Raw genomic sequence first — 17,563 nt, forward strand, 5'->3', positions numbered from 1 at the left:
AAAAATTCTCAAGACTAATCGATATCCTTCAACAGTTTGTTGTCGGGGTCACTGTTTAAGTGATCCTCAAAATTCTGCTGAATGGTCAGAATGTGATTCAGCACGGGCGGTGCAGATTCAATAACAGGGTCAACGCCCAAGCCGTCAAGCGCTTGGTTTACGAACTGTACCGATATTTTTTCAATCCAGATGGCTGGCACGTATGCTCTGGTTTTTGGCTCGTCGGTGTAGGTTTCTGCAATTAGGTTGGCCTGGGTAAGGTCATGAAGAATATGCCTAACCAACCGAATGGGCATGTTTAAATCGGTGGAAAGATCGGTGGCAGTTAAAGGCGGTTCCCCATTTTTAAACCGGCTTACAATTCGATGTATAACCAACAGTGAAAGGGCTCGCTTCGAACGATGGCTAATATTAACGGCTTCGTTCTCAAATTCATATAGGTGAACATTCTGTATGGCGAAGGAGATTTCCGCCCCCAGAAGCACTATTAACCAGCTGGTCTGCATCCAAATGAGGAAAAGCGGGAGGGCGGCAAAGCTCCCATAGATGGCGTTGTACTGTGAAACGCCCACCTGAAAATGTACGTAAATCCACTGCGTAATTGCAAAGAGCGTTCCGGCCACAATACCGGCCACAATTCCCGATTTGGTTTTCACAGTGGTGTTGGGCATCACAATGTAGATGAGCGTAAAAAGAACCCAGACCAGAAAGTAAGGGATTAGCTTCACCAAAAAGAAGAGAAACGGGCTTATATATCCCAGCATTTCATGCTGCTGGGTATAGGTGCCCAAGTGAGTAATAATGTAGACGTTGGTGCTGCTGGAGGCCACAACTAAAATTGGGGCAATGAGCATCATGGAGAGGTAATCGCTGAATTTACGGGTAAAGTGGCGCGGTTTGTCTATCTCCCAAATGGCGTTGAACGACCGTTCGATGTTGCCAAAAACCTTCAAGATTGACCAAAATAAAACAGCAATACCAATTCCGGCAATTAATCCACCTCCCGTACGGGCAAGCAGTGAGTTGGAAAAATCGATGAGTTTTGATGCTATCTCCTCGTGACCCTTCAGCGTGTCCAGCAGCTGGGCTTCCAACAGCTTATCGTAGCCAAACCCTTTGGCAACACCAAAGCCCATGGCCAGAACGGGAACAACGGACATCAAAGTGTAGAAGGTGAGTGCCGATGCCCTGAGCGATACCTGATCCTCCATGAACCCACGAAAAGCCAATACTATAATCCTCAGCGTACGGTAGAGGAACGACTTGTTTTTGGAAAATTGCTCCAGCCGTATGCTCCATATGCGCCTGGTGAGAAAGTGAACGGCTTCTCTGTGGAGCTGCATCAACTTGCCCTTCTTCGGCTTATGGCTTGGTATTGACCTACTTGTTTCCATACGAATAAGTTTGGTGTGTAAGTTATAGTATCAATGCCCCAGCGTGGCCTGAGTTTGTTGCCAACGCTTCTTATTCTATTTTTTTGAAATTGTCGGTTCCCTCCTCGCGCTCCAGCTCCGTTCCAACGGGCATCTTCAGGTAAGGAATTATGGCAGGGTCGTAGTTGGCAATAACGTTTACCTCGAAAAACATGCTGTTGGTGTCGTCGTCCACATACTCGTCGGTTTCGGTTCCGGAGAGGAAGCGCCAGCCGCTATCGTCATCATCCTCGCGCGTTTCGCGGTACATGTAACCCACCTTCATACCATCTACCGTAATGGTGTCGGAGGCGTAGCAGAATCCCATTGGCGGAATCAGCTCCTTAATGTCGTATGCCTTAATTCTGTATTGATTGCTTCCCATTGTGCTGTTTTGTTTGTTGCGTGAAGTTTTTTCAGGGGATAAAGTTAGCGCCATTGTTGCTGTTAACAAAATTGTGCCAGAACCCCGTTCTTCAAAGTTACTGAAAAGCTCATTCGCTGCGATATCTTTCGTTGAAAAAAGAAATTAGGAGAAGGGATGTTCCTTCTGTGAGAAATAGTTCTTAATTCCCTCTCTCGTTGCTGCCAGAGTGCTGCCAGCTGGCTTGCTGCCAATATGATGAAATCAACTTTGCGGTTAATTTGTTTCCCGACTCCTTTTTGCGAATAATCCCATTAACAATCTTTTAACAGCCGCCATAGGCCCAAAGGGTTACATTTGTTGCAATAGGAGTATGCGATATTCTGAGTTTCCTGTTCTAATGGTGCATCCTTTTTACAAAAACTCAGAATAGCCCATATAGCCAACAAATTGTAAAGACTAAACCTTATGAAAAAGTTAATCATCTTAATTGTTTGCACTCTCTTTTTGGGCATTCCGGTTGTCAACGCTGACGAAGGTATGTGGCTTTTGCCGCTCTTGCAAAAAATGAACATGGGAACAATGAAGGCACAGGGGCTAGAGCTCTCTGCCGACGATATTTATAGCGTAAATCACTCTAGCCTAAAGGATGCTGTGGTGATGTTTGGACGAGGATGTACAGGAGAGGTTGTGTCCGATAAAGGGTTGCTCATCACCAACCATCACTGCGGATTCGATTACTTTCACTCCTTCAGTAGCAAGGAGAACAATATGCTGGAAAATGGATTTTGGGCACAGTCGATGGAGGAGGAGTTGCCGGTGCCGGGTCTTACTGTTTCTTTTCTAGTAAAAATTGAAGATGTTACCGATAAGGTTAAATCGCAGCTGGATACAATTACCGATGAGTCTGCTCTTGGGTTTAAGTTGAGGCGGATAGGTCGAACCCTAGCAGGTGAGGTGGCAAAAGAGAAGGGAATGGAGGCCAGCTTGGAGTCGTTTTACAATGGAACTAAGTACTACCTCTTCATTTATCAAACATTTAGCGATGTTCGGTTGGTTGGAGTTCCTCCTGAATCCATTGGGAAGTTTGGTGGCGATACCGAAAACTTTATGTGGCCAAGGCATACTGGTGATTTCAGCCTTTTCAGGATATATGCCGATAAGGATAATAATCCAGCGGAATTCAGCCAAAAAAATATACCATACGTGCCTCACAATCATCTGAAAATATCGCTTAAAGGTGTTAAGGAAGGCGATTTTACCATGGTGCTTGGGTACCCCGGTTTTACCACTCGATACCTCACCTCTCCGGAGGTTGATGAGCTCATGGAGTCCACACATTCAATTCGCAATGAAGTTAGGGCGCAGCGGCAACAAATTATGATGAATGCAATGCGTGAAAACAGCGATATACGGCTTAAATACTCCGCCAAATATTTTGAGTCGAGCAATGCATGGGTTGTTTCAAAGTCGATGCTTGAGCTCTACCGGAGCTGTAATCTGCAGGAGAAATTCTTTCGGCGCGATTCCATTTTTAGGCAGAAGGTAAACACCTCCTCCGAATTTGGCCAAGAGTATGGCACAGCACTACCGCTTATTGAAGGAGCCGTGGCGGGAAGACGGAAGGCGATGTATGCGCATCACTTCTTAAACGAAGCACTTATGATGGGTACCGAAGTTTATGTTAATGGCATTCGAAGTTCCTATTTTGTTAAAATGCTTGGTGAACCCAACCAAGGAGGAGCCAAAATGGTTGAAACAAGGGAACGGTTGGTGAAGAATGCCAGAGCCTTCTTTCGTGATTACGACAAGGAGGTGGATCGGAAAATTACGGTTGCCATGCTAACTTTGGTGAAGAGCCATCTTACTCCTGAATACAGGCCAGTGTTTTTTAAAACTATTGATGACAAGTTTAAGGGCAATATTGAGGCATATGTGGACGATATGTTTAGGCGATCCGTGTTTGTGGACTCTGTCAAATACATGAAGATGATGTTGAAGCCCTCGGAGACAAAGTTGCAGAACGATCCTGGATTTGTTTATGCTCAGGAACTATTTAACAAGGTGCTAGAATTGAAGAATGTATACATAAAGTATAGCCCGGAACTAAAGAAAGGTAAGCAGTTGTTTATGCTAGGTTTGATTGCTATGGATTCCACAAAGGCACTATATCCTGATGCCAATTTCACAATGCGACTTAGTACAGGTAGCGTTGAAGGTTACAGCCCTCGCGATGGAATTTACGACCTGCCTTTTACTCGTTTGAAGGGCGTGATTCAGAAGGAGGATAGCACCGATTTCGAATTTGTGGTTCCACGCAAGCTCAAGCAGCTATATGCCGCGAAGGACTATGGTCGATATGGAAATAAAGGAGAGATGCCCGTGTGTTTTTTAACCACCAATGATATTACTGGAGGTAATTCTGGAAGTCCTGTGCTTAATGCCCACGGCGAGCTTGTTGGAGTTGCTTTCGATGGGGTATACGAGTCACTGGCCACCGATATTTTTTACGATAAGCAGCTGAATCGCTCAATATGTCTTGATATACGCTACTTGCTTTTTGTCATTGACAAGTATGCTAACGATAACCGCTTAATTCAGGAGATGTCATTTGCTGATTAGATACAATATTTTGTTTGTTAGTTTTAGGTTTCGGTTATGTTTTGGAGGGTGCCAAATGGCACCCTCCTTTTGTTTTGTGTTTTTCTGCCGTTGTTCATACGGTGTTTGAAAGCTGATTGTGTGAAACTAGCTGTTTTGATGCGGACTCGGACAATATGGTCGCTATCCTAAGCGCGTCTCTAGGCTCAAAAACATCTCCTCTTGATACGAGCAACACCATTCCTTATAATTGCTATTGTGTATGGCACTGGTGTTAGAACACAGCTATACCCGCTACAAACAAAGTTGGGCATTCCCATTGCTGTGGAATGCCCAACCATAAAGTGAAGTAATGTTATTCAAACGAAGGATCTTTCATCCATACTGGCATGCCTGATCCCTTAAGGTAGTACGTGAAAAAGGTCATCATTCTCTGGGTGAGGTCTACTTTGTTTTCATGCTTGTTCAGCACATGGGCATCGCCCTTGTAGTTTATGAGCCAAGCCGGTTGGTTAAGCCTTCGTAGAGCAAGAAAAAGCTCTATGCCCTGCTCCCAAGGAACGGCTCCGTCATTGTCGTTTGCAATGATGAGTAATGGGGTTGTAATTCTATTTGCAAAAAGTACCGTTGAGTGGTTGATGTAGGTTTGTGGAGCTTCCCATAGGGTTTTGCCTATGCGGCTTTGCCCACTCTCATACTGAAACATTCTGCTGTTACCTACGCCTCTTCTAAGTCCTCCGTAGGCGCTCACCATATCGCTTACCGGAGCAACGGCAACAGCAGCTTTGAATAAGTTAGTGCGGGTTAAAAGATATGCCGCTTGGTATGCACCCCAGCTGTGCCCTTGAATGCCAACTCTGGCGCTGTCTAACTGCGGATAATTTGCAAACACGTAGCGGAGTCCACTGGTAACACATTCAAAGCTGCTCTCTCCGGGATTGCCAACTTCGAAAACAATGTCTGGGATGAATACGGCAAATCCATTGGAGGTATAGTAGGGGATGTTTATAGTGGCCTCGGAAAATTCTGGACGTCTGAATAGGTGGAGATCGTCGCTCTGCCTTTCGTAAAGGTTGACCACTAGAGGGTATGGCGGTTTGATACACGTATCTGGTAAAAATAGCATTCCCTGGATTTGTTTGCCATGCTGAGTAAACCACTGAACTAGTTGAACGTTGCCGGTGCCCCATTTTGAGTAGTAGGCGCCAAGGTTGGTGACTTTTTTTACCTCCCCTGCCGGTGTTTTGTAGAAAATATCGGGATAGCTGTTATACGTCTCCTGCCTCCATGCAATTGCTCCGTTGCTTAAAACTTTTGTGGCGGTTAATTTGAAATTTCCGCCATGGAGCAATCGTGGTTGAGTTGACTTTGAGAGTGCTATCTCAAATAATCCAGATTCTTTGGTTGAGAGCGAAAATCCTTCTGCCACAACCACCTCTTTCTCGTTTAGTCCACGCTTTTTGCTGGCTTCGCATATACGCAGCTGCATGTTGTGCTCTTTTCCATATCCAGCGGTGAGGCACAGCGGAGCCTCTTTGCCCGATGGGTCGCATTTCCAGAGGTCGTAGTAACCCTTTAGAATGATGTGCTCATCGTTTTTTGTCCATCCTTCGGGGGCAAATGGCCCGGGCCAAGTGGGTTCATCGTTCCTGATGTTGAAAAAGAAATCGTTAGCACCTTCTGTTATAATGTTCTCCTTTTTGCTGGCAATGGAGTAGGAATGCCAGCAGGAATCGGTATCGAACCAGTAGAGATACTTGCCACTTGGGGAGGAGTTTACGTAAAACATCGCCCCTTTTTTAAGGCAGGTGGCCGAACTGTTTTCTAGGTCAATTAGGTAGTAATCTGCCTTTTTCCCACTCTCCCAAGAGCGCTGCTTTAGGTAAGGATATTCAACGCTGCCTATGTAGTAGCGCGTGCTGTTTCCTACTTGACGAGCCTTTTGCAGCGTGTCATTTTCTACCTGTTGGAGCTTTCCGTTCTGGGCTATCCACAAGAATTTTCGATTGAGATTCCGCTCCTCCCTTTTCGCTTCGGCAGAGGCAAGTGTTACATCGCGATAATCCCATACTTCGATGCTGCTGTTTAGTAGGCTGGTACTATCAACTTTCTCAAGAAGAAGTTGTAATGTTGCTCCACTGCTGCTAAAGGATAGCATGGGCTTTGTGGCAAGTGCCCATCCGGAGGGAATGGTATCGAGATGCTCACCCACTTTGTTCAAGTTAAGCTGAAGAAGATAGCTTCTCCCTTTGTTTGTGTAGGCTATGGCGGCACATTCACCATTTGGGCTTATGGCTAAATCAAGAATGTTTCCGGTTGTTTCTGCAATTGTCTTCTTCGACTTGTTGGCAAAGGAGTAACGAAAGAATTGAGTGGTTGAATCTATGGTATTTCCCAACAGCAGGTATCCATTGTCGGGGGATGTGCTGTAAATATTGAAGGTGTCGGGAAGTGAGTTGTTGTGAGCAATGTTGAATGTGATGTACTCCTTCTTTTTCTTACTATTCAGTTCCACTATTACGCTATTCTTCCCCACATCAATAAGCCTCTTACCATTCTTGCCAATGGGCGCTTGCTTTAATGTCTCTGTGTTGATGAGTGAAACCTCTTTTTTTTGCTTAGCTACAACGCCAATGAACCTTCCATTGTCAATTTGTTCCCAAGATGTTAGTTCTCCCAGACATTTTGTGACACCATTCAATTTGACAAGGAAGTAGTTCTCATTCCTGTTTTCCTTTATTGAGTAAATAAAGGCCTTTCCATTTTCAAGTGCTGTAAACTGACCTATTTCAGGTCCCTTTCCAAGGCTGTCGATCGGGATCCCCTGTTGAGCACTTAGCTGCAGGGTAAGGAGTAGGAAAGCGGTCAGTAGTAAAAAGCGAGCAATAGGTAGTGTAGAGTGTGCTTTGAAGTTTTGTCTATTCATGGCAGTTTTAAAGTCAAATAGAAACAAACATAGTAGAACTTTTCCTCCCTTTCGCCTATTTCACGGCGTTAACACTTTTTTTACACTTTGCAAAGGTGTCTGTTTGTTGTAACTGACAAATATGCAGCGTTTTATATGCTAGGTGTTGTTAAATCCGGGTTAACGAAAGGCTTTCTTTCAATTATGAGAAATGGCTTGCCTAAGTTCGCTGCATCACAAATCGAATTTTAGCATCTCATACTATGAAAGGAAATAAGAACATTTGGCGCATGCTGCTGCAGCTTGGATTGTTGGGCGGCATTATTCTACTGCTGCTGGTTGTATGGTTTCGACCTAGCACTGTCATCGATTTTGAGGCATACTGTCCGTTTGGTGGATTCCAAGCTTTTTTGCGGTATGCTGAGGCAGGCTCTCTAGCTTGTTCCATGACAACCACCCAGATATTTGTGGGGCTGGCCCTGCTTGGTGGCATATTGATTTTTAGCAAGCTTTTTTGCGGATACCTTTGTCCACTGGGTACCATTGGCGAATGGCTAGGAAAGTTAGGGGATAGGCTTAAGGTAAAGGTTGCAATTCCCACTTTGGCCGACAAGGCATTACGTTCGCTTAAATATCTGCTGGCCTTTGCCACAATTTACTTTACTGTAAGTTCAGGTGAGCTATTTTGCAAGCAGTACGATCCTTTCTTTGCAACGGTAAGTGGATTCAATAGCGATGTGGTAGTTACCTATGCCATTATTGCTATAATTCTTCTTTTGGTTGGCTCCATTTTTATTCGCCAGTTTTGGTGTCGTTACTTCTGCCCAATGGGAGCCGTTTCCAACATCTTTTCCTTTTTTGGACTGACCTCCGTTTTGGTGTTGGGATTCTTGGTGCTAATTGCTTTAAATATTAACGTGGGATGGACATGGCTGCTGGCGGCATGTTGCATTGGTGGTTATATTTTGGAAATTGCTCCTTACAGGCGCAAGGTTTTCCCATTGATAAAGGTGACCAAGAATGATAGTGCCTGCAGTGGATGTAAGCTGTGCGATAGGGCCTGTCCTCAAGGAATTAAGGTGTCGGAAGTGAAGGGTTCCGTAACGTGCATCGATTGCAACTTGTGTGGCGAGTGTGTTACCGCATGTAAAAAGGAGCAGGCGCTGGGTTACAACGGGAAACGAAAGCTGTGGATACCTGCTTTAGCTATAGTGGCGTTGGTTTTTTTAGGCATTGTGTGGGGGAGCATTACAGAGGTTCCTACAATTGATGAGCGTTGGGGTTCAGCCGAGGAGATTGAGCAGGCTGGCGTTTACGTTCAGGACAAAATGGATAATGTTAAGTGCTACGGAAGCTCAATGGCCTTTGCAAGCCAGATGCACAAGGTTAAAGGTGTGCTTGGCGTTAAGACTTACGTTGGTTCACATCATGTGAAAATTTACTATAACCCCGACATCATTGCTGAGAAGGATCTGAAACGGGCTATTTATGCTCCATTCCACTCTTGGATAAATCGTCCAAAATTGGAAAGCGATACCTTGAGGGCTGTGGTTATAGGAGTTAACAACTTCTATGGACGAAACGACTACGTTAACTTTCTTCGGTTAATGAAGCCACATAAAGGGGTTTACGGCTACGAAACGGAGTGGGGTGAACCAGTGCTCATCCGAGTATTTTACAATCCACAAATATTTCGCGTAGAAGAGTTACCCGGCATAATATCATCGCCCACACTTACCTATACCGAAGGGGAGGGTGCTGCAGCAAGGACTGTTACCACCGATTTGGACTATAAGTTTGAGTTTCTGAAACCAGGCTACGAAACTTTTACGAAGCTGCAGGTTGAACAGAGATGGTTTAAACCATTTGAGCAAGAATTTAAGGCAGCGGGTAGCTATAACCTCAGCAATACAGATTCACTTGCTGTTTTCCTTCCGCAGGCAAAGTCCCCAATATTTGCAAGACCAATAATGTATTTGGCAAGTCATTTATCTAACGATAGCACCATTGTCAGCTTCAAAACGCGATTTTCCTCCTCCAACCCCGAAGGCGTGGTTGTATTCCTAAAAGGTCTAACGTCTAAGGATAAGGTGCTCGACCTCATGAGAGCTGATACGCTTACCATTCGATTTACTGATGGTTCCGTTAAGAAGATTGAAAATCAACTTAACGTATTAAAAGAGAAAGATTAATGAAAGTTGGGCCCGGTAGTTTCTACTGTGGCCCAACTTGTTTTTCACCTTTGGTTTTAGCTAGGATAAGGAGTTGTTAAAGAATTGTTAAACGCCTAATGAAAAATTGGTACGGGTGGCAAAGCAATAACTTCGAACCTTAGATGTGATGCCTTCTTTCTGTTTCTGAAACAAACAACATCCCGTGTAAATGAAAACGATGAAATATAGTCTTGTTCTGCTTAGTCTACTGTTTCTTGGTTTAAATTCTGTAGAGGCTCAGAACGGTAATGGTCCATATCCCACAGATGGGTTGGTCGCAATTCGTGGGGTTGTGGTCGATAAAGCAACAGGGAAACCAGTTGAAGCGGCAGCCGTGAATTTGGTGCAGTATGGTCTATGGAGTATTACCTGTTCGAAGGGAACTTTTACCTTTAATAATGTACCATTAGGTAAGGTTGATATTGTTGTTCAGAATCTTGGTTACGCTCCATTTCAGCAAACGTTTGAGTTCAACGAAAGCAAAACATTTCAGCTTACCATATCCATTGAGGAGATGTCGTTTGGCCTCAAGGAGGTTGCCGTAGTTGCCAAGGAAAATAAGGCTGGTGCCAGTACAGGCTCCACCCTTGAACGAACCGTAATTGAGCACTTGCAGCCAAACAGCCTTGGCGATTTGATGCAGCTTCTTCCTGGGCAGGTGGCTCAGAACCCCGATTTAAGCAAGGCCGCTCAGGTTTCCATTCGGCAGGTGGAGGCAACCGATAACAATGCATTTGGGGCATCTGTGGTAGTGGATGGCGCACCAATATCAAACAATGCAAACCTTCAGGTTCAAAATACCGCGTCCAGCTCCGATCCAAACTTTACATCAGTTTCAGGGAAAGGTGTCGACCTTCGTCAGATTTCTGCGGACAATATTGAGTCCATTGAGGTTATTCGGGGTATCCCCTCCGTTGAGTATGGAGACCTAACTTCGGGCGCCGTGATTGTGAATACGAAGGCAGGGAAAGCACCATTTGAGTTTCGAACTAAAATTAATCCCAACAATATGGAATTTTCGGTTGGGAAGGGTTTTGAACTGGGGGAAAAACGTGGATTTCTAAATGTTGATGCTGACTATACCAGTAGCTATTCCGACCAGCGTTTCTCCAATAAGGGGTTTAAGCGTTTCAATGGTCAGCTATCCTACTCCAACAGTTTTTTGGAGGGGAAGATGCAAGCTACTCTTAAGTTGTCAGGGTATAGCACCATTGATGAGGTTAAGAAAGATCCGGACGATGAGGCCATGCATTCCGACACATGGTCGAAGGAGCGGGGTGTGCGATTTACAGGAACTACCCGACTTTCGCTAAACAAACCGTTTTCTCGTTCATTGAAGTTTGACTTTTCTGCTGCTTATGGCTACTCCGAAGGCTATTATCGCGACTTGATCTCTCCCGATAGGCTAGCCATTACATGGGCTAAAAAGGATACCATGGTAGCCGCTGCTTATTTGCCTGGCGAGTATTGGGGTGTAGCAACGGTTGAGGGTGAGCCGATTAATCTGTTTGCAAAGCTCACCAACAGCATGTCGACGGAAGTTTTTGGTGGAAGACATCGGATAGTGGCAGGGCTGGAGGTTAAGTCGGATGGTAATATTGGTGCTGGTTTTCAGTACGATGTTACTAGACCTGCAAAGAAAGCGGGTTCATCAACACGTCCTAGGTCATATAACGACATTCCTTTTCTTAACATCTACTCCGCCTTCCTTGAGGACAATCTTACCTATAGAGTAGCCAGTAGGGACCTGAAGGTTCAGGCTGGTTTACGCTACGACCTTATTCAGCCAGGAACTAACGTAGAATCGAGCGTGCTTGCTCCACGGTTTAATGCCTCGTATAAAGTGGCTTCGTTTTTGGAAATTCGCGGAGGCTACGGTGTAACGGCAAAGGCTCCTGGGCTTGTTCACCTCTACCCCAATAATGCATACTTCGATTTGGTGAGCTGCGATTACTACTCTTCCCTGAATCCAGCGGAAAGACTAACTCTTCTTACCACCCGGGTGATATCAACCGAAAACCATAGCATTAGATCTTCAGAGAATAGCAAGGTTGAGGTGGGTGCCGATTTGTCGTTTGGTAAGGTGAAGTTGGCAATTACCCTGTTTCAGGAGAAGCTCCGTCACGGTTTTAGCTTCAGCCAGACCGTAAAACCGGTAACCTATGATTACTGGAATACCTCTGATTTGGTTCTTCAAACGGGCCAACCACCTCTTTACGATCCAAACAATCCTTCGGTAAAAGATACTGTTTTCATGGCCATCTACACCACCCCAACCAACTCTGTGAAGGAGGACAATAAAGGGATAGAGTTCGATCTGAACCTAGGTCGAATAGATGCCATTCGCACCTCCATTTCTGCCAACGGAGCCTACATATACTCCGAGCGTTCTTCATCCGACAACCTTGTTCAAACTGGGAAGAATCAGCAGAACTATACCCGTTTGGGGATATACCCAGCCGATGCTAAGTTGAGCCGTAACAAGCGATTTACCACAACTATTCGCATCGTTCATAATATTCCTGAGCTACGGTTTGTTGTGTCTCTTACCATTCAAACCATTTGGTTAAACTACCAGAAATACAGTTGTGCAGAGTACCCCATTGGGTATATCGATTCGAAAGGAGTACCCACGTGGTTGACCCCAGAACAGGCACGTCTGCCCGAATATTCCGATTTGGTTGCGGTGGTTAACCCTAATGCTTCAAAGGCAGAGACTTGGCCAAATTTGTGGCAGTTTAACCTTCGGTTAACCAAGAATATAACGCCTAATATTGGCTTTTCCTTCTTTGCCAACAATGTTTTCTACAGTCGCCCTACGGTAAAAAGCAAGCGCACTGGTACCTATCAAACACTTAACCCCAACATCTTCTTTGGCACAGAACTATATATGAAATTCTAATCTCATGTTTAACTTAACTACTACTGACCTATGAAAAAGTTATTATGTTTTGTCCTTCCCCTTGCAGTGGCTGTGCTAGTCAGCTGCACAAAAAGTGATAGTAATACAACTTATACTGCCACTGTTACGGTGAGCTATCCCGATACCTACATCCAGCAGCATGCTGTAGGTGCCGATGTTTCCATAAAGAATACCACCACTAGTGTTACCTATACTGGCGTTGTTGGTTCGGATGGAACTGCTATTTTCGAAAATGTAGAACCAGGCTCCTACACTGTTACTTCCAGCATCACCCTCGATGCTCAGCAGGCAAAGGAGGTATCCGGTATTGAGATTAGCGTAGGATTGAGAGCCGTAAAGAATGTTGAAATCTATGGTGTTGAATCGGCCAGTTTTGCCATGGTGCTTGAGCCATATTCTCAGGGCTCTTTGGTAATTGGACAAGTTTATTATCAGGGTTGTAAAACCCCTTCTGGTGCCAACTATAAGGCGGATCAGTTTATAGAGATTTACAATAATTCGGACCAAGTAGTTTATCTCGATGGACTGCTTATCTCCGACATCTGGGGAAATCCATCAGGCACAACACCTACCGAGTTTCAGAGCGACAATAGTAACGTGTATGCTTCCACCGTGTGGCAGATTCCTGGTACAGGACAAGAATATCCTCTTGAGGCTGGAAAATCAATTGTTATTGCACAAACTGCCCTTAACCATTTGGAGCAGAATGCCAACTCCATCGATTTATCAGGTTCAAAGTTTGAAACTTATGTGGAAAAACAGAATGGAACTGATGTTGATGTTGCTGAATCGATAAATCTAAACCTTCAGTATTTTACTTTCCTTGGTTACGATTACTACTTGAATATGAATGGTCCTGCAATTGTTATTTGGAGAACCGACAACTTTGATGCCTTGGCAAAATGTTTACGCCCAGGTACCACCTCAACGGCACTTTACATACAGATTCCCAACGCCCTCGTTATTGATGGTGTTGAAATTCTTGCTGATGCCAACTCCTCCGGATTGAAGCGGTTAAATACACCTATTGATGCCACCTTTGCTTATGGTCAAGGGCTTTACAGCGGCTATACCATGAAGCGTAAGGTTGCCAATACTACCGATGATGGTCGTAAGGTGTTGCAGGATAGCAACAGCTCTGCCGACGATTTTGAATGTGTAACTCCTGTTTCTTTAGGATTTTAGCAAGTGTTTAGAAACCTGCACTTATTTGTTAGGTGCGGGTTTCTCGCTTTTAACATTTTCATGCCATGCAAAAAATATTAGGTGGAATTTCGCTTTTGTCATTGCTCTGCTGCTTGGCTTTTGAACCTGCATATAGTCAGAAGCATTGTGTAGCCATTACCGATTCAACGCTGGGTCTTTCCTTGCCACTCAAGTGGAGCTATGTAAATAGGGAGTCGCTGTGGTTAAGAACATCCAATGCAGCAGGATTGAGCGTAAGCGAAGTGGAGCGAATAGGCATGGCTACCTTGGATATAAACCATGAAATAGGGGACTTCCGTCGTCCGCAGGAGCCGTACGAGTCAAATTCATACGGTTTTAGCGCGGCAAAGTATGAGCGAGTTAAAGGTCTTAAGCTATATGGTTCTTTTTCGTTTAAGCAGGTAGACGAGTCTGCCTTGGGAGGCACAGATATTCTCAACCCTTACAGGGGCACTCCCTATGTTTATGCCGATTATACTAGTGCAAAGTGGATTAAGCAGGTTTACAGGCTCAATGCACTAGTTGCAACCAATCACTTCTGGGAGAGATATTACGGTGGGCTGGGTATTAACTATGGCGTTGCCACGGGGGCACGGCAGCTCGATCCAAGACCACTTTCCATGTCGAATGACCTAACCGTGACACCTTCTATTATGGGCCAATTCGGTCGATTTCAGTTTGGGTTGAATGGTGTGGTTGAGACTTTTAAGGAGGCACTCGATTTTAAGTTTAGTAATAGCAATAAGCAGTATCACTTTATTAAAATGCTTGGACTTGCCAGCTACAAAGATGCGGTAATGGAGGATACTGAGGAGCGCACCTACAAGGGGTTTGCCGCAGGTGCCGAGGTTCAGGGGAAGTATTGCTGGCTCGGTAATGCCGTTATGCTATCAGGTGGCTACCGGTCGTATTCGGAAACCACCACCGACGGTTATAGTGTTAAGCAAAATGGTGGCGACTACTCACGTAACCGGTACTATGGGTTCGCTGCATTTGAAAAGCGACCATCGTTTGGCAAGCTGCAAATTATTGTAGGAGGCGATTTTGTCCAACACGAAGGTTCTGAGTCGGACCAAAAGTTTGTTTCCAATGATCCAACGAATCCTCACTATGTTACCTTGTTTAAGACAGTTAAATACAAGGCTACAAGCGATAATGTTTATTCGGAGCTGAACATGTTTGGGCTGACAAATGGTAATGTGAGGTGGATAGGAGGCTTGCGCATTTCAATGGAGTCGATTGATCAGAAGTACTTCTTTACTCCGAAGTCGGAGCTAAAGTTTACTTCTCTGTCCGTTGGCCCCAACTTTACGCGCCAATGGAGTTTTGGCTCATTGGCTTTGTTACCGTCTGCTGCTTTTACCTATTACCATGTGCTCTCGAGCAGCCTAAGCGTTGGCAATTTGGTTACGGGCCTTTCGTGGGAAGCCGACAATATTACCTATCCCGATTTTGAGTATCTCACCACTAACCGATGCAAAGTGTCTGTTGGTTGTAAGCTAATAAGACCTTTGCGAATGAAAGGTAAAGTGTATTCCTCGTTCATTGATTTTCATTGGGATGGACAAACCTCTACGGATGCGTTTAGCCTAAAGCGAAACAGCTCCCGTCAGTGGTTTTCCATATCTGTTGGACTGTCTTATCTCTAGTATACATGTGTTAAGTTTTAGATTGAAAAAAGAGGTTGCCGCATTATGCAGCAACCTCTTTTGATTTATGATTGTGCCGTGGTTTATGAGGCCATATTAAAATCGTTCAACTTGAATCCTTGGCCATGCACGGTTTCAATCTCAACGCTTCCAATCTTTTTTAAATGCTTACGTAGCTTAGCAATGTATACGTCCATGCTTCTTCCCAAAAAGTAGTCGTTGTCACCCCAAATGGTTTTTAGTGCCGTTTCCCGCGATATGGTTTGGTTACGGTTGAGGCAGAATAGCCGCAGCAGCTCCGCCTCTTTTTTGGTTAGCTTATGCTGTTCGCTAGTGCTGGTGAGAACTAGGTTTGGGTAGTCAAAAATTGCTTTTCCTAGCGTAAAAATGTTGAATTCTTCCTGAACGGGAATCATGTCTTTGGTTCTGCGGAGAATAGCCTCAATGCGAAGCTGCAGTAGTTCGGTGTTGAACGGCTTGGTTATGTAGTCGTCGGCACCAGCCTTAAATCCCTTTACTATATCGGGATGCAAGTTTTTTGCCGTGAGAAAGATTATGGGCACATGCTTATTCCTCCGTTTAATCTCCTTCGAAAGCGTTAGTCCGTCCATGTGGGGCATCATAATATCGAGCAACACAAGGTCAAACTCTTTTTCGGTAAATGCCGTAAATCCTTCAATTCCATCATTTCTGAGATCAACAACGTAGCCTTGCATTTCCAAAAAATCTTTGCACACAAAGCCTAGATTTTTGTCATCTTCTACAAGTAGTAGGTTTCCTTTTGGTTTCATACGATGGTCTCCTATGCTGTTTTAAGCGGTAATTGTATCGAGAATGTTGTGCCTTTTCCTACTTGGCTGCAAAGCTGGATGGTTCCGTGGTGATGCTCCACCACCTTTTGGACGTAGAAAAGTCCTAGCCCAAATCCTTTTGTGTTATGGAGATTTCCAATGTTACACCGGTAGAATTTTTCGAAGATATGTTTTTGGTGCTCCTTGCTAATGCCATTCCCGTTGTCTTCTACTGCCATCAACACTTTCCCATTGGTAATTTGAGTGCTGATTTTTATAATAACATCTTCCGAGGAGTACTTAACGGCATTGTCCAGCAGGTTCGATAGGGCATTTTTTAGGTGGAACTCATCTCCATCAACTTCCTTGATTTCGGGTGCAAGGCACAGCTTAATGTCAATGTGTTTCCCTCGGTCGAACATGACAAACTCTTTTACCGATTTGTAAATTAGGCTGTTTAGATCGAAAGGTTTTATGTTAAAATCGACGCACCGCCTCTCCATCTGTGCTATTTTGAGAATGTAGTTCGTTTGGTTTTTAAGGCGGGAGTTCTCTTCGTGAATAATGCCGGCATAGGTTCTAATCTTATCTAGAGCAGTGTGCTGGTCAATTTTGGTGAGAAACGATGAGGCAACCTCAATGGTGGATATGGGCGTTTTAAACTCATGGGTAATGTTGTTTATAAAGTCATCCTTAACCTCCGAAAGTTTCTTTTGACGTAGCGTTTTGAAGGCAATGTAGAGGAATATTGCTGCAAGGGCAATGGTGAAAACAACGGACAATCCAATCCACCACGAGAGCTTTGCTAGGATGAACTTTTGCTTTTCGGGAAAGTAAAGCCTGATGTAGTAGGTTTCAGGTTTCCAGTCGAGGCATGCTTTGTGCGGCTTAAGGCAGAGCTCTTTGCTGATGGTTCCTTTCGAAAACAGAACGGTGGTGTCCTTGGCCTTGGTGAGCGTAAAGAGATACAGTGTGTCGAGATCGTAGTTGGCAATATGGTTGGCAATCATTTTTTTGAGATTGTCGGTTTTAACTACATCGGCGACGCAGGTATGTGCTTGGTCGTATCTCAGGCAGGTGATATTTGTGCACCCGTGGTATTTGTCGATGTCCTGATTGAGTTCAGTGGTTATCTCATTTAAGGCCAGCGTAACCCTATGATCAAACTGTTCTTCCGAAAGAGTGAATGCATTGGTGATCCAGAAGTATTGGGTGACAAGCAACCCTGCAAGGGCACCAATGAAGGCAATGCCACCAAGAAGGGGGATGTTCTTTTTTCTCAAGAGATACTTTTTCCCCATGATACTCTTTTTTGCTGGAGTTGTTGCAGGGTGTGGAATCAGCATTGTTTTGGATTGTTGTTTCTACTTTTTTCAATATTAGGTTATTACACGCATGAATCCTTGCGGCCTCTTGTTAAAATAATGTTAAAGAACACGGAGGTTGGTACCTCTATTTTATGGATGACCTATAACCATGGGTGAAAAGAAAAAAGCACC

The 17,563-nt window shown here is 44.6% G+C and carries 11 protein-coding genes; 6 read left to right on the top strand and 5 right to left on the bottom strand.

What is annotated here, in order from left to right; genetic code table 11:
• Positions 1–14 precede the first annotated feature (14 nt).
• The gene (locus VMW01_05535; protein ID HUW05702.1) at positions 15–1,394 is read right to left on the bottom strand and encodes a YihY/virulence factor BrkB family protein; all 1,380 of its coding nucleotides are present in this window, start codon (positions 1,392–1,394) and stop codon (positions 15–17) included.
• Positions 1,395–1,464: 70 nt separating this feature from the next.
• Positions 1,465–1,797 (bottom strand): DUF2185 domain-containing protein, encoded by a 333-nt coding sequence (locus tag VMW01_05540; protein HUW05703.1) that lies wholly within the window; start codon positions 1,795–1,797, stop codon positions 1,465–1,467.
• Positions 1,798–2,244: 447 nt separating this feature from the next.
• On the opposite strand from VMW01_05540, the gene VMW01_05545 reads away from it, so the two are divergent.
• Positions 2,245–4,398, top strand: coding sequence for a S46 family peptidase (locus tag VMW01_05545; protein HUW05704.1), 2,154 nt, complete (start codon positions 2,245–2,247; stop codon positions 4,396–4,398).
• Between the two features lie 201 nt (positions 4,399–4,599).
• Complete coding sequence (locus VMW01_05550; protein ID HUW05705.1) at positions 4,600–4,725, top strand: hypothetical protein; 126 nt, start codon at positions 4,600–4,602, stop codon at positions 4,723–4,725.
• A 7-nt stretch (positions 4,726–4,732) separates the two neighbouring features.
• Here the strand turns inward: VMW01_05550 and VMW01_05555 are convergent, their stop codons facing one another.
• Positions 4,733–7,303 carry a prolyl oligopeptidase family serine peptidase gene (locus VMW01_05555; GenBank protein HUW05706.1) on the bottom strand — a complete coding sequence of 857 codons (2,571 nt, stop codon included), beginning with the start codon at positions 7,301–7,303 and terminating at the stop codon, positions 4,733–4,735.
• Between the two features lie 242 nt (positions 7,304–7,545).
• Here VMW01_05555 and VMW01_05560 point away from each other — a divergent pair, with 242 nt between their 5' ends.
• The 4 genes from VMW01_05560 to VMW01_05575 all read left to right on the top strand — a co-directional run bounded on the left by VMW01_05560 (position 7,546) and on the right by VMW01_05575 (position 15,273).
• Positions 7,546–9,474 carry a 4Fe-4S binding protein gene (locus VMW01_05560; GenBank protein HUW05707.1) on the top strand — a complete coding sequence of 643 codons (1,929 nt, stop codon included), beginning with the start codon at positions 7,546–7,548 and terminating at the stop codon, positions 9,472–9,474.
• A gap of 190 nt (positions 9,475–9,664) precedes the next feature.
• The gene (locus tag VMW01_05565) at positions 9,665–12,397 is read left to right on the top strand and encodes a carboxypeptidase-like regulatory domain-containing protein (protein ID HUW05708.1); all 2,733 of its coding nucleotides are present in this window, start codon (positions 9,665–9,667) and stop codon (positions 12,395–12,397) included.
• A gap of 30 nt (positions 12,398–12,427) precedes the next feature.
• Positions 12,428–13,603 (top strand): DUF4876 domain-containing protein, encoded by a 1,176-nt coding sequence (locus VMW01_05570; protein ID HUW05709.1) that lies wholly within the window; start codon positions 12,428–12,430, stop codon positions 13,601–13,603.
• A gap of 65 nt (positions 13,604–13,668) precedes the next feature.
• Positions 13,669–15,273 (top strand): hypothetical protein, encoded by a 1,605-nt coding sequence (locus tag VMW01_05575; protein HUW05710.1) that lies wholly within the window; start codon positions 13,669–13,671, stop codon positions 15,271–15,273.
• 83 nt (positions 15,274–15,356) lie between these two features.
• Here the strand turns inward: VMW01_05575 and VMW01_05580 are convergent, their stop codons facing one another.
• Together VMW01_05580 and VMW01_05585 are read right to left on the bottom strand one after the other, a co-directional pair.
• A complete protein-coding gene (locus tag VMW01_05580; GenBank protein ID HUW05711.1) occupies positions 15,357–16,064 on the bottom strand; it encodes a response regulator transcription factor in 708 nt (235 codons plus the stop codon).
• An 11-nt stretch (positions 16,065–16,075) separates the two neighbouring features.
• A complete protein-coding gene (locus VMW01_05585; protein HUW05712.1) occupies positions 16,076–17,410 on the bottom strand; it encodes a HAMP domain-containing sensor histidine kinase in 1,335 nt (444 codons plus the stop codon).
• Positions 17,411–17,563 lie beyond the last annotated feature (153 nt).

The sequence above is a fragment of the Williamwhitmania sp. genome (genome assembly GCA_035529935.1).
Taxonomy (GTDB): Bacteria; Bacteroidota; Bacteroidia; order Bacteroidales; family Williamwhitmaniaceae; genus Williamwhitmania.